At 62.9% G+C, this 13187-nt stretch carries 13 protein-coding genes; 11 read left to right on the top strand and 2 right to left on the bottom strand.

Annotated features, from left to right (window positions below; genetic code table 11):
• Window positions 1-2: 2 nt before the first annotated feature.
• On the bottom strand, window positions 3-1040 hold the full coding sequence (gene purM, locus B3M53_RS07420; protein WP_273020194.1) for a phosphoribosylformylglycinamidine cyclo-ligase: 1038 nt from the start codon (window positions 1038-1040) through the stop codon (window positions 3-5).
• 147 nt (window positions 1041-1187) lie between these two features.
• Between purM and B3M53_RS07425 the strand changes: the two genes are divergently transcribed.
• The 11 genes from B3M53_RS07425 to B3M53_RS07475 all read left to right on the top strand — a co-directional run bounded on the left by B3M53_RS07425 (window position 1188) and on the right by B3M53_RS07475 (window position 12476).
• Complete coding sequence (locus B3M53_RS07425) at window positions 1188-2240, top strand: DUF2066 domain-containing protein (protein ID WP_273020195.1); 1053 nt, start codon at window positions 1188-1190, stop codon at window positions 2238-2240.
• Window positions 2240-2908, top strand: a complete 669-nt coding sequence (locus B3M53_RS07430; RefSeq protein WP_022702027.1) for a hypothetical protein — start codon at window positions 2240-2242, stop codon at window positions 2906-2908. Before B3M53_RS07425 ends, B3M53_RS07430 begins: the two co-directional genes overlap by 1 nt.
• A gap of 34 nt (window positions 2909-2942) precedes the next feature.
• The gene (locus B3M53_RS07435; protein ID WP_273020196.1) at window positions 2943-5135 is read left to right on the top strand and encodes an RNA degradosome polyphosphate kinase; all 2193 of its coding nucleotides are present in this window, start codon (window positions 2943-2945) and stop codon (window positions 5133-5135) included.
• A complete protein-coding gene (locus tag B3M53_RS07440; protein WP_273020197.1) occupies window positions 5135-6658 on the top strand; it encodes a Ppx/GppA phosphatase family protein in 1524 nt (507 codons plus the stop codon). The genes B3M53_RS07435 and B3M53_RS07440 overlap by 1 nt, the downstream gene beginning before the upstream one ends.
• 63 nt (window positions 6659-6721) lie before the next feature.
• Window positions 6722-7234 carry a potassium channel family protein gene (locus B3M53_RS07445; protein ID WP_273020198.1) on the top strand — a complete coding sequence of 171 codons (513 nt, stop codon included), beginning with the start codon at window positions 6722-6724 and terminating at the stop codon, window positions 7232-7234.
• A 78-nt stretch (window positions 7235-7312) separates the two neighbouring features.
• Window positions 7313-9343, top strand: a complete 2031-nt coding sequence (locus B3M53_RS07450) for an acetyl-CoA carboxylase biotin carboxylase subunit (protein ID WP_273020199.1) — start codon at window positions 7313-7315, stop codon at window positions 9341-9343.
• 151 nt (window positions 9344-9494) lie between these two features.
• On the top strand, window positions 9495-10055 hold the full coding sequence (locus B3M53_RS07455) for a DUF805 domain-containing protein (protein WP_160091865.1): 561 nt from the start codon (window positions 9495-9497) through the stop codon (window positions 10053-10055).
• Window positions 10056-10066: 11 nt separating this feature from the next.
• Window positions 10067-10651 carry a DUF805 domain-containing protein gene (locus B3M53_RS07460; protein ID WP_286800026.1) on the top strand — a complete coding sequence of 195 codons (585 nt, stop codon included), beginning with the start codon at window positions 10067-10069 and terminating at the stop codon, window positions 10649-10651.
• 19 nt (window positions 10652-10670) lie between these two features.
• Window positions 10671-11309 (top strand): DUF805 domain-containing protein, encoded by a 639-nt coding sequence (locus B3M53_RS07465; RefSeq protein WP_286800027.1) that lies wholly within the window; start codon window positions 10671-10673, stop codon window positions 11307-11309.
• Between the two features lie 90 nt (window positions 11310-11399).
• Window positions 11400-11924: a hypothetical protein gene (locus tag B3M53_RS07470; RefSeq protein ID WP_273020200.1), complete on the top strand. Its 525-nt coding sequence runs from the start codon at window positions 11400-11402 to the stop codon at window positions 11922-11924.
• An 81-nt stretch (window positions 11925-12005) separates the two neighbouring features.
• A complete protein-coding gene (locus tag B3M53_RS07475) occupies window positions 12006-12476 on the top strand; it encodes a DUF1203 domain-containing protein (protein WP_273020201.1) in 471 nt (156 codons plus the stop codon).
• Here B3M53_RS07475 and lipB read toward each other — a convergent pair.
• Window positions 12473-13153, bottom strand: a complete 681-nt coding sequence (gene lipB / locus B3M53_RS07480; RefSeq protein WP_273020202.1) for a lipoyl(octanoyl) transferase LipB — start codon at window positions 13151-13153, stop codon at window positions 12473-12475. The genes B3M53_RS07475 and lipB overlap by 4 nt on opposite strands.
• Between the last annotated feature and the right edge of the window lie 34 nt (window positions 13154-13187).

Raw genomic sequence — 13187 nt, forward strand, 5'->3', positions numbered from 1 at the left:
CTCTAGTTCGCCTTCAACGCGCCGATAATACTGGCGTTCTCGCCTGCTGCGTTTAACGCCTCGCAAACCGAGTGCGCCTCGCTGGCGTCGACCGCCAGGATCATGCCGACGCCGCAATTGAATGTCCGGCGCATTTCGCTCTCGGCCACATCGCCCGCTTCCGCCAGCCAGTTGAACACGGCGGGGCGTTCAAAGCTGCCATAATCCACCTCGAACGTCAGATGGTCCGGCAGCATGCGCGGCGTGTTTTCGGTGATGCCGCCGCCGGTGATGTGGGCCAGGCCCTTGATGCGGCCGGCGCGGATCAGGGGCATCAGCGCTTTGACATAGATGCGGGTCGGCTCGAGCAGGGCTTCCGCCAGCTTGCGACCCGGAGCAAAGGGCGCGTCGCTGTCAAAATCGAGCCCGGCATGGTCGATGATCCGGCGGATCAGGGAATAACCGTTCGAGTGCGGGCCGGAAGAGGCGAGGCCGATCAACGCATCGCCTTCCTTCATCAGGTCATGGCGCGGCAAGAGCGCCCCACGCTCGGCGGCGCCGACCACAAAGCCGGCCAGATCAAAATCATCGCCTGTGTACATGCCCGGCATTTCAGCGGTTTCGCCGCCGATCAGCGCGCAGCCCGATTGGCGGCAGCCTTCGGCGATGCCCTCGACGACGGCGGCGCCGCGTGTCGGGTCGAGTTTGCCGGTGGCGAAATAATCGAGGAAATACAAAGGCTCGGCGCCCTGGGCCAGGATGTCGTTGACGCACATGGCCACCAGATCGATCCCGACCGTGTTGACGATGCCCGAGCTGATGGCGAGCTTGAGCTTGGTGCCCACGCCGTCCGTGCCAGACACCAGAACCGGATCCTGAAAGCCTGCGGCCTTGAGATCGAACGCGCCGCCAAAGCCGCCAAGGCCTGTGTCTGCGCCAGGGCGGGCGGTGGATTTGGCCAGCGGTTTGATGGCCTGAACCAGGGCGTCGCCTGCATCAATGCTGACGCCGGCGTCAGCGTAGGTCAGTCCGGATTTCGGGCTCGGGTCGGAGTGTGACACGTGCGGCTCCCTTGGCCATATCGTCAGTTCAGGCGTGCATAGCGTGCAATTATCAAAAGTGCGAGAGGGCGGGGCGCCGCAATAGGCTTCACCGCAGCGCGCATCCGCGTATAGTCGCGAACAGAAATGACGCATCAGGGGATCACCATGCAAGCGATCAGGCAGGCAGTGCAATGGGCTTTTGCGGGGCTGGCGGCTGGCGTTATGACCGCCTCGGCCCTGGCGGACGGGCCCTTCACCATCGACGGCGTCGCCATTGATGCCCGTGCGGACACGGCCTACGACGCCCAGCGCACGGCCATGGAAGAGGGCCAGACCCAGGGCGCCTTGAGACTGATCGAGCGCCTGACGCTGCCTGAAGACCGGATGCAATCAGACCTGATGCTGATTTCGGCGGAGGACGCGGCGTCTCTGATTGCGGGCCTGCAGATTTCTGACGAACAGCGCTCGGCCACCCGTTATCGCGGCGTGCTCAGCCTGGATTTTGATCCCCGCGCCGTGCGCCGCTATCTGTCAGGTCTGGGCGTTCCTTTCGTGGAATCCCAGTCCGCGCCCATCGCCGTGATTCCGGTCACCGAGCTTGGCTCGGGTGAGCGGGTCTTGGGCGGAGACTGGCTTGACGCGTGGCGTGAGGGCGGCTTTCAGCACGCGCTGACCCCGATGCTGGCGGTCGAAGACGATGCGATCTCGGCGAGCGCTGTGGTGTCTTTGAATGTGTCCGCGCTTCGCTCTGTCCTTGATGAGATGGGTCTTGAGCGGGCCATGGTGCTGGTCGCGCGCCAGGAGCCAGGTTCAGTGCGCGCGGGCGGCGTGATCGTCAGCTTTGACGGCGAGGGCGGCCTGCAACGTGAAACCGTGGCTCCAATCAGCCTTTCGGGCGGATTCGAGGATGCGGCGCGCGCCATTGTGGAGCGTCGCGAGCAGGACTGGAAACGCGCCAGCGTGGTGCGCGACACGACCGTGGCCGAGCTCGATCTGAGCATTCTTTTTGACAATCTCGCCGAATGGCGAGAGCTGCAACAGGCGGTGACCGGCGCGTCCTTGATCCAGAATGCGCGCCTGGACGCCGTTTCGCGCACGGGCGCCGCGATGACGATCACCCATCGGGGCGCGCGCGAACAGGTCATGGCCGAACTCAGCGCCCGGGGCGCGGTTCTGGCCGAGGATGAAGCTCTGGGTTGGACGGTACGCAGCCGCTAATGAAGCCAGGACAACTCGCGCTCGATCTGGTGCTTGAGCCCGATTACCGGGCCGAAGCCTTTGCGGTCAGTGAAGCCAACGCCGCCGCCCTGGCGCTCGTCAATCGCTGGCCGCGCTGGCGGCAGGGCCATCTCTTGCTGGTCGGACCGGCGGGCAGCGGCAAGACCCATCTGTCTCACATGTGGACCGCACGGACGCGCGCCATGCAACTTGACGCCTCTGATTTGACCAAAGGTCTGAAGAGTGTCGGGCGCGGGGCGGCGGTCCTGGTCGAGGATTGCGACAAGGGCGTGGATGAGAACGCCCTGTTTCACCTGTTGAACCGGGCGGCTGGCGATGCCGGCGTGACCGTGTTGATGACGGCGGGCAAAGCGCCGGCGGAATGGCCGGTCTCGTTGCCTGACCTGGCGTCGCGCCTGATCGCGACGGAGACCGCGGTGCTGCATGAGCCTGATGACGCCTTGCTGCGTCAGGTGATGGAAAAACTTTTCCGTGACAAACGCACGCCGCTCTCCCCAGGCGTTCTTGAGTATCTCCTTGATCGCATGGAACGATCTGTGGATTACGCGCGGCGTTTGACGGCCTGGCTCGACCGCGAAGCGCTGGCGCGCAAAGGCCCGGTCACTCGCACTCTTGCGCGCGAGGGGCTGTCAGTCCTATCCAGTTGACCCGACGCGCCCTTCGCCTGTTTGGAGCCCTGTGATGACCGACGCCGCGCCTTCATCCTCCGGATCCCCGACCGATGTAGAGGCGCTGATGGCGTCTCCGGATCGGTTCCTCAATCGAGAGCTCTCCTGGCTGCAGTTCAACTGGCGGGTCATCGAGGAAGCGCGCAACCCCCATCATCCTGTGCTGGAGCGCCTGCGCTTCCTGTCGATCTCGGCCAGCAATCTGGATGAGTTCTATATGGTGCGGGTGGCCGGCCTGCGCGCCCAGCTGCGCAACGGCATGGACCGGCCCGGCATGGATGGCTGCACTCCCGGCCAGCAGCTTGACCAGATCAATGAGGCCGCCACGGCGCTGATGTCCGCTCAGCAGGAGACCTGGCGCGAATTGCAGGACCTTCTCGCCGAACAAGGCGTGGAGCTGGTGGATGAGCAAAATCTGACAACGAAAGAGCGCGAATGGCTGCGCGACGATTTTCTGGCGCACACCCTTCCGGTGATCACGCCGCTGGCGATCGACCCCGCGCACCCGTTCCCGTTCATCCCCAATCTGGGGTTCGCCCTGATGCTCAAGCTCCGGCGCCAGCGCGACGGCCGGATCATGAATGCGCTTCTGCCCATGCCGGCCGGGGTGAAGCGCTTCATCGAGATCCCCACCGAGCGGGTGGATGAGCAGGGCCGTCCGGTCAAACGCTTCATCGCGCTTGAAACCATCCTCATCCTGTTCATGGACGCGCTGTTTCCCGGCTTTGATCTGGTGGGCAAGGGCGCGTTCCGGATCATCCGCGACAGCGATATCGAGATCGAGGAGGAAGCCGAAGATCTGGTGCGCGAATTTGAAGCGCTTCTCAAACAACGCCGCCGCGGCGTGCTGGTGCGCCTGAAGATCGAAGCGGGCATGCCCGAAGAGCTGCGCCGTTTCATCACCCAGCAATTGCACGCTGAAAAACAGGATGTGCAGCTGGTCGACGGTCTTCTGGGCATGGCGCAGCTGAGCCAGATGATCCCTGATGAGCGGCCGGAGCTGAAGTTCGAGCCCTATGAGCCGCGCTTCCCCGAGCGCATCAAGGATCATGGCGGGGACGTGTTCGCGGCCATTCGGGCGAAAGACCTGATCGTCCATCACCCCTATGAAAGCTTTGACGTGGTGGTGGAGTTCCTGCGTCAGGCGGCGCGTGATCCCGATGTCATCACCATCAAACAGACGCTGTATCGCACCTCCAAGGATTCTCCGATCATTGCGGCTCTGATCGAGGCGGCGGAGGCGGGCAAGAACGTGACCGCGCTGGTCGAGCTCAAGGCGCGCTTTGACGAAGAAGCCAATCTGCGCTGGGCGCGCGATCTGGAACGCGCCGGCGTGCAGGTCGTCTATGGCTTCATCGAGTACAAGACCCACGCCAAGATCTCGCTGGTGGTGCGCCGGGAAGGCGCGGATCTGCGCAGCTACGCCCATTTCGGCACTGGCAATTACCATCCGATCACCGCGCGCATTTACACCGATCTGTCGCTGTTCACCGCCGATCCCGCCTTTGGCCGGGATGCGGGACGGATCTTCAACTACGTCACCGGTTATGCCCGACCGCAGCAGCTTGAAAAGCTGGTGATCAGCCCGATCAACATGCTCGAATTCATTTGCGAAAAGATCGACCGCGAGATCGCGAACGCCAAAGCGGGCAAGCCCGCCGGCGTTTGGGCGAAGATGAATTCTTTGGTCCATCCGCGCGTCATCGACAAGCTGTATGAAGCCAGCCAGGCCGGGGTCAGGTGCGAGCTGATCATGCGCGGCATCTGCTGCCTGAAACCCGGCGTTCCGGGGTTGTCAGAGAATATCCGTGTCAAATCCATTGTCGGACGCTTCCTGGAGCATTCGCGAATCGCCTGTTTCGCCAATGGCGCGCCCATGCCCAGCCCGCAGGCGGAGATCTATATCTCGTCGGCCGACTGGATGCCGCGCAATCTGGACCGGCGGATCGAGACCCTGTGCCCGATCGAGAACCCGACCGTGCACCGGCAGGTGCTCGATCAGATCATGGTCGCCAATCTCAACGACGAAACCCAGAGCTGGTACATGAACGCCGACGGCTCCTATACGCGCTTTGATACAGAGGGCGTGGACGAGCCGTTCTCGGCGCACGCCTATTTCATGACCAACCCCTCCCTGTCTGGCCGGGGCGAGGCGCTCAAACAGGATCAGCCGCCCGCCTTTCCCCATGTGGGTCCGCGCGACTGATGGGCGTCCGTGACATTTTCGGCTTCGGCAGCGCCGAGCCTCAGCTCAAAGGCCGCGATGTTGCGGTGATCGATGTGGGCTCCAACTCGGTGCGCCTGGTGCAATACCGGGTTGAAGGGCGGATGCTGTGGCCCGTGTTCAATGAAAAGACCATGGCGGGGCTTGGCAGCGGCGCGGCGGAGACGGGACGGCTGAACCCCGAAGGCGTCGAGGCCGCCCTGCGCACGCTCAAGCGTTTCACCCAGCTTCTGGACGCCAAGGGCGTCAGCACGCGCGGCGCCGTGGCCACCGCTGCTGTGCGTGAATGTGAAGACGGGCCGGAGTTCGTCCAGAGGGTTCGTAACGAAACCGGACTGATCATTGACGTGCTCAGTGGTGAGGAAGAGGGACGGTATTCCGCGCTGGGGGTGCTGGCCGGCGTGGGTGAAGCCTGGGGCGTCGCGGGTGATCTGGGCGGGTCGAGCCTGGAGCTGACCGGTCTGGACAATCGCACCACGCTGTCCGCGGTCACACTGCCTTTGGGGCCGTTGGCGGTGAATGCAGCGGGAGCCAAGCCGCAGGCGCTGCGCGCTCATGTGGATGAACAACTGGCCAACGCTGGCGAGGTCTTCAAGGATGCCGGCGACACCTTCTACGCCGTGGGCGGCGCCTGGCGGTCCTTCGCCAACCTCTCGATGACCTTGCGCAATTATCCATTGCGCCTGCTGCATGAATACGAAATGACGCCCGAACAGGTGCGCAAAGCCGTCGATTTCGCCATGAGCCAGAGCGAAAGCTCGCTGGCCTCGGTGCCCGGCGTGGCCTCCAAACGGGCGGCCACATTGCCCTACGCCGCCATGCTGCTCGACCGGGTGATGAAGGCGGGCGGATTTTCCCGCGTCGTCTTTTCCGCCAACGGCCTGCGCGAAGGCGTGGTGTGCGTCAGCGATCTGAGCCTTGTGGAGGAGGGCGATCCGCTGTTGAGCGGCGCGGAGGCGATGTCCCATTCCGCCTCGCCCGAGCCCGAATTCGGCCTCGCGCTTGCGGACTGGCTGGAGCCCGCTTTTGACGGTGAGGGGGCTGTGTTCTCAGAGGCGCGGGACAAACGCTTGCGCGCCGCCTCGGCCCGTCTGTGTGATATTGGCGCGCGCCTTCACCCCGACCACCGCGGCGACCTGGCGTTCACGCAGGTGCTGTATGCGCCAATCGGTGGTCTGAGCCATGATGAGCGTGCGTTTCTCGCGCTCTGCCTGCACCATCGCTATGAAGGCAAATCCGCCCGCTCTGAAGACTGTGTCTCCAGCCATCTGCTCACCGAAGAACAGCGCGCAGCGGCGGTTCGGGTGGGGCTCGGTCTGCGCTTTGGCGCGGCCTTGTCAGGCCGCACCGCAAAGCTCTTGAAAGCGTTCAGCCTGTCGCGTGAAGCGGCAGAGATGCGCATTACGGCGCGTCCGGACACTGAAGACCTGGTGGTGGAACGGGCCTGGCGGCGCTTCGAGCAGTTCTGCAACGTGATGGACCTCAAGCCGGTCCTGTCACGATAGACCCGCTAGCGGTCGGGCCGGCGGCTGGATAGGGTTGGCGATTGATCACTCAGGGGAAGAACCTTGGAGCTGTTTTCTTTTCTCGCCCTGGCGACGGGTATGGTGGTGCTGACCACATCCATTCACCTGGGCGGCCTGGCGGCGTTGATCGCGTTGATGCGCTGGCGGGAAGGGCATTCCAACCATGTGACGTCCGCCTGGTGGCAGATGGCGCTCATCCTCGGCGTGGTGCAGGGCTTGTTCTTGCTGCACGCTGTCCAGATCTGGGTGTACGCGGCGCTGTACCGGTTTGGCGGCGTGATCGAAACCTTTGAGGAAGCTTTGTATTTCTCAACCTCAACCTTCACCACTGTGGGCTATGGCGACATTGTGCTTGAGCCGGGCTGGCGAGTGCTGTCGGGCATTGAGAGCGCGAACGGCTTCCTGCTGCTGGGCTGGTCGACCGCCTTCCTGCTGCAAGTGGTGAGCCGGCTGCGCTCGGTGGAGTTTCGCTGGCTGGACCGTCGGGAGGACGAGGCGGAACTGTTTCAAACCCGCAAGGCCAGCCACACGGACGACGCGGATCGGAAGCCCTAGCATCCCGTCCGACTTGCCCCCGTGCTCCGCAGCGCGCTAAACCATCCGCACATTTCAGAAAGTTCGACAGGACCGGGCATGTTCAACAAGATCCTCATCGCCAACCGCGGCGAAATTGCTGTGCGCGTCATCAAGACCTGCAAGCGGTTGGGCATTCCCACCGTGGCGGTCTATTCCGAAGCGGACGCGGATACGCTGGCTGTGGAGATGGCGGATGAGGCCGTGTTCATCGGGCCGCCGGCGCCGGGCGAATCCTATCTCGACATGAACAAGATCATCCAAGCCTGCCTGGACACCGGCGCGGACGCCGTCCATCCCGGTTTCGGCTTCCTGTCCGAGAATGCGAACTTCCCCAAGGCGCTGGCCGAGAAGAACATCGCCTGGATCGGTCCGAACCCGCACGCCATTTCGGCCATGGGCGACAAGCTGGAATCCAAGAAACTGGCCGCCGAAGCCGGCGTCAGCACCGTTCCCGGTTTCAAGGGCGAGATCGAGGACGATCAGCAGGCCGTCGAGGTGGCGGGCGATATCGGCTATCCGGTGATGATCAAGGCGTCGGCCGGCGGCGGCGGCAAGGGCATGCGCATCGCGCGCTCAGAATCAGAAGTCCGTGAAGGCTTCAAGGCCGCTCGTAACGAAGCGAAATCCTCGTTCGGCGATGACCGTATCCTGATCGAGAAATTCGTCGAAAAGCCGCGCCATATCGAGATCCAGGTGCTTGGCGACAAGCATGGCAATGTGGTGCACCTCAATGAGCGCGAATGCTCGGTCCAGCGTCGGAACCAGAAAGTGCTGGAAGAGGCGCCGTCGCCGTTCCTTGACCCCGAGACCCGCAAGAAGATGGGCGACCAGGCAGTCGCCCTGTCCAAAGCGGTGGATTATGACAGCGCCGGCACGGTCGAATTCATCGTCGATCCGGATCGCAATTTCTACTTCCTGGAAATGAACACCCGTTTGCAGGTGGAGCATCCGGTCACTGAACTGACCCACGAGATTGACCTTGTTGAGCAGATGATCCGCGTCGCGGCGGGCGAAAAGCTCGGCTTCAAGCAGTCCGATATGCAGATCAAGGGCTGGGCGGTGGAAGCGCGCCTGTACGCCGAGGATCCCTATCGCGGCTTCCTGCCGTCGATCGGCCGTCTCAAGCATTATGTCGAGCCGCTGGAAGGCCCGATCGGACGCGGCGCGCTGCGCATTGATTCCGGCGTTCGCGAGGGCGATGAAATCTCGATGTTCTATGATCCGATGATCGCCAAGGTCATCGGCTATGGCGACAATCGCGACGCGGCCATTGACGCTTTGTCAGAAACCCTCGACCGGCTTTATGTGGACGGGCTGCAGTCCAATGCGCCTTTCCTGTCCGCGGTGCTGGACGAGGCGGATTTCAAGTCCGGCCGGATCCATACCGGCTATATCGACGAGCACTTCCCCGAAGGCTTCAACGGCACCGCGCCGACCGAGTTCCAGCTCAAATCATTGTGTGCGACCGCAGCCTTCATCCACACTGTTTTTGTGGAGCGCGCGGCGCGTGTGTCTGGCCGGATCACGCCTCTGCCTGAAGAGGGCCTGGCCCATGAGTGGGTGGTGATCCTCAATGATCAGCGTTTCCCGGTGGAGCTGCGCATCCCTGAAGGCGCGATGGATCTGGACGAGGCGGGCGCCGAGCTTTGGGCGCCGGGCCTGATCGCGGAGCCGGTGGTGCTGACCACCAGCTGGAAGCCGGGCGATCACATGTTTGAAGGCACGCTGGACGGCCAGGATTTCGCGGTCTTCGTCGCCGACCGCACCGAAGGCTACAAGCTGCGTCATCGGGGCTATCAGGCGGACGCCCTGGTCTGTACGCCGCGCATAGCCGAGCTGCACGCGCGCCTGCCGGAGAAAGAGCCCGTGGACACCGCCAAGCTGGTCACCAGCCCGATGCCGGGCCTTGTGGTCTCGATCGCGGTTGAGGCCGGTCAGGAGGTCAAGGCGGGTGAGGCGCTGATGGTGGTCGAGGCGATGAAGATGGAGAATGTTCTGCGCGCGGAACTCGACGGCGTGATCAAGTCGGTCAATTGCGACGCGGGCGCTTCAGTCGCCGCCGATGAATTGTTGATCGAATTCGACTAAAGTGTGCATACAGGCTGTTTCAGAAGGCTGCAGTTTTGAACACTGCAGCCTTTTGTTTTTCAGTGTCCTTGCCCGATAACTTACCCAGACTTCATTTGACGCGAGCCGTGTGGCGCAGGCACACTCAGGGCGTAAAGAAACGGAGTCTTGGATGAATCTCGGACACACCCTGTTCAGCCCCAACGGTCGTAGCACCCAGAATGAGTACTGGTTGGGCATGTTGATCGTCGTTCTTGGCAATCTGTTTCTCGCCCCTTTGCCGGTCGTCGGAGCGATCTTCTGGATCGGCTTGATCTATGTGGGCGCCGTCGTCTCCGCCAAACGGTTGCATGACGCGGGCAAGACCGGCTGGATTCATCTCATTCCCTGGGTCATTTCGCTGTCTCTGATGGGATTTGGCGTAGTGGCCGCAGGCGGCGCCGCGCTTGCGCCTGTTCTGGACATGGTCGGAAAACCGGGGGGCTGGGAGATGCTGGAATCCGGCGATCTCACCCCGCAAGCCACGGCCCAGCTGGTCAGTGGCGGATTGCTGGCGGCGGGCGGCCTGCTGCTCTTCTGGTCGCTTTCTGCGCTGACCTGGGTTGTGTACACCATCTGGGTGGGCGTTCTGAGTTCTGATCAGGACGATAATGTGTATGGCCCCGCGCCGCGTCAGGCTGTGTACGCCCAGGCCGCAACCCGGTCCGCCGGAGCGCCGCCGGCTGAAGGCTGAGCCGGTTTCTCTTGACGCGCGTCGCCGAAACACGAACGCTGGTCACGTGCATTTCTACTTCAAAGCCTGGGGACATCATGGATATTGGAAATCTGCTGTTCAATCCGAACGGTCGAATCGGCCAGAAAGATTTCTGGATTGGCGTGGCGATCATTTTCGGCGGCAATTTGCTGCTCACCTGGATCCCGTTTCTGGGCACGCTGATCTGGTTGGCGCTGCTCTGGGTTGGCGTCGCGGTCTATGGCAAACGTCTGCATGATGCCGGCAACAGCGCCTGGCTGCATGCCGTGCCATGGGCTGTCTCGATTGTCCTTGGGGTGATTGGCTCCGTCATGTTGGGCGGCGTTTTCATCGCAGCATTGGCCGGCGAGGGCGACGTCAATGTCGGCGCGCTGGTCGCCGGCGGCGGCTTGGCCAGCGTCTTTTTCCTGCTCAGCACCTTGGTCTGGATCGCCTACACGATCTGGGTGGGGGTGCTCAAAAGCGATGCAGGCGCCAACGCCTATGGTCCGGCCCCGGTGATCGATGCGACTGCGGCTCCGGTTGAGCCGGCGGCTGCGCCGACCGAGGCGAATCCGGACGAAACCAAAGACTGATATGAAGGTCGGCTAGCCATTGCGGCTGGACGACAGGGGAAGTGACGGAGGGCGACCCATGAGTTTGATGAGTGTTCTTTTTGCGCCGAACGGGCGCATCAATCCCAGCCAGTTCCAGACTGGCGCTCTGGTGCTGTTGGGGATCGGTTTCGTGCTGGCCCTGGTGCCGCTGACCGGCAATGGCGCGCTGATCGGCGTGCAGACGCTGGTTGGGTTGGCGATGATTTATCCGTGGGTCGTGCTGTGGCGCAAACGCTTGCATGACAGTGGCAAAAGCGGCTGGTTCCTGCTGCTGATCGTGTTGGTCTGGTTCATCATCAGCATGATTGCCAGCCAGATCATCACCATGATGTTCGCCGGCGACATGATGCAGGCCATGGAGGATGTCACCGGTTTCTCGCAGATGATGCAGGCTCAGGCGCAGCTCGCAGAAGCGCTGGCCTTGCCCAATGCGATTTCATCGCTGGTTGTTGGACTGGTCGTGGTGTTTGGCGCCAACGCTATTCTCAAGTCCGATCCGGAAGAAAACCGCTATGGCCCGCCTCCTGGCGTTGAAGGCGCTGCGGCTGCGATGGACCCGGCAACGCAAGCGCCCGCTCAAGCGCCAGCCGAGACTCCTGCCGAAGCGCCGGCCGAAGATCCGGATCAGAAGACCTGAACTTGATCGCCCTGCGACGCAGGGCGGGCTTGCCATGGACGCGCGCTCCGTTTCATACCGGGGCGCGCGTTTATTTTGTGAGGAGCCGGCGTGACCCAACCCAGTTTTGATCTGAAGACGGCCTTTATGCCGGTCTTTCGCTCCACCGAGGACGAATTCTGGATCGGACTGGGGGTGATTGCGGCGCTGGACGCCTTGCGCATCAGCTTTTCTCCGGCTGCGGGCGTTCTGTCCTGGCTGGTCATCGCCTTTTTCGCCGGCACGGTGTTCATCAACCGCTATCGCGCGCTTGGCAAACCTACGGCGCTGGCCCTGGCGGCGCTGGCTGGCGCGACCGTGGTCAAGATCATCACCGGCCTGTTCGGCATGGCGATGCGCGCCTATCCGGAATTCGTCGCCTTTCTTGAAAGCCAGGGCGTGAACATGGACGATCCGGCTGCGGTGCAGGCGGCGGCCTATGACCCCGCGATCCAGCAAGCCTACCAGGAGCGGCTGACCTCGGACCCGGAGTTCGCCATGACGATCCTGCATGCGGGCGCCTGGCCGTCTATGTGGGGCTTCTGGCTGGTGCTGGCGGCGGTGGGGTACTGGACCGCGCGCAGCAAACCGCGCTGAGATGTCAGGCTGAGCAAGGATCGGAATGCGCCGATGACGGTCTGACGCTATCGCTAGGCTTCTGATCACAGGAGCATAGACATGGCATTTCAGATCACCGGGTTGAACCCTGATCTCTTCAAGCCGCTAATTGACCTCTCCGCTGCCGCTCTGGCTGAACGTGGGGTGCAACGCAAAACAGTTGACGCCAAGCCCGGATATCCCTGCCGCATCACGTTGGAAGACGCGCCTGTGGGGGAAACCGTCTTGCTGCTGAACTATGAAAGTCACGCGGTTTCAACGCCGTATCGTCACGCTTTTGCGATCTATGTGCGAGAGCACGCGCACGCCGCGGCGCAGTTTGAGAACGCCTTGCCGCCTGTGATGAGCGGGCGTCCCATCGCCTTGCGGTTCTTTGATGCGGACGGCCAGCTGGTCGGCGCCGACATGTTTCTTGATGAAGCGGCCGGCGTTGAGACGATCAAGACCGCGCTCGACCGTCCGGACGTCGCCTATATCCACGCCCATAACGCCAAGCATGGCTGTTTCTCAGCTGAGATTCGTCCGCTCTAGACCGGCGGGTCTTCGCGATGGACGGCGCCGAACACGTCTTCAAAAGCGCGCTTGAGCGCCAGGTCGGCGTCCTCCATCGTCACGGGCAGTCCCAGATCCACAAGGCTCGTGACCCCGTAGCGCGGATCAGAGATGCCGCAGGGCGTGATGCCGCCAAAGTGCGACAGATCCGGCTCCACATTCAGCGCGATGCCGTGAAACGACACCCAGCGGCGCAAACGTATGCCGATGGCGGCGATCTTGTCTTCGCGTTCCGGCCCGCCGGGCTGGGTGCGGTCCACCCACACGCCCACACGCCCGCAGCGGCGCTCGCCGGTGACGTTGAAGCTGTCGAGCGTGCCGATGATCCACTGTTCCAGATCGCGGACGAATTTGCGCGCGTCCCGGCCGCGCGTCCTGAGATCCAGCATGACATAGGCCACGCGCTGGCCGGGACCGTGATAGGTGTATTCGCCGCCGCGCCCGGTCTTGTGGACCGGGAAGCGCTCAGGGTCTTGCAGGTCTTCAGGCTTGGCGCTGGTGCCGGCGGTGTAAAGCGGGTCGTGTTCGAGCAGCCAGATCAGTTCGCCCGCTTCGCCCCTGGCGATCGCTTCGGCGCGAGCCTCCATGGCGGCCACGGCGTCGGGGTAGGGGATGCGGGTCTGAGAGACCGCCCAGCCGATGGTCGCGTCTGTCATGATCTTGCAGGCCTTTAACTGTCGAGAAACCGTA

It is taken from the genome of Oceanicaulis sp. UBA2681 (assembly GCF_002354675.1).
GTDB classification, from domain to species: Bacteria; Pseudomonadota; Alphaproteobacteria; order Caulobacterales; family Maricaulaceae; genus Oceanicaulis; species Oceanicaulis alexandrii.

What these genes read in the sequence shown, in the direction of transcription:
- B3M53_RS07455 (WP_160091865.1), top strand. Translation starts at nt 9,495, where the DNA reads ATGAATCTCGGACACACCCTGTTCAGCCCCAACGGTCGTAGCACCCAG.
- B3M53_RS07425 (WP_273020195.1), top strand. Translation starts at nt 1,188, where the DNA reads ATGCAAGCGATCAGGCAGGCAGTGCAATGGGCTTTTGCGGGGCTGGCG.
- B3M53_RS07435 (WP_273020196.1), top strand. Translation starts at nt 2,943, where the DNA reads ATGACCGACGCCGCGCCTTCATCCTCCGGATCCCCGACCGATGTAGAG.
- B3M53_RS07440 (WP_273020197.1), top strand. Translation starts at nt 5,135, where the DNA reads ATGGGCGTCCGTGACATTTTCGGCTTCGGCAGCGCCGAGCCTCAGCTC.
- B3M53_RS07430 (WP_022702027.1), top strand. Translation starts at nt 2,240, where the DNA reads ATGAAGCCAGGACAACTCGCGCTCGATCTGGTGCTTGAGCCCGATTAC.
- B3M53_RS07450 (WP_273020199.1), top strand. Translation starts at nt 7,313, where the DNA reads ATGTTCAACAAGATCCTCATCGCCAACCGCGGCGAAATTGCTGTGCGC.
- B3M53_RS07475 (WP_273020201.1), top strand. Translation starts at nt 12,006, where the DNA reads ATGGCATTTCAGATCACCGGGTTGAACCCTGATCTCTTCAAGCCGCTA.
- lipB (WP_273020202.1), bottom strand. Translation starts at nt 13,153, where the DNA reads ATGACAGACGCGACCATCGGCTGGGCGGTCTCTCAGACCCGCATCCCC.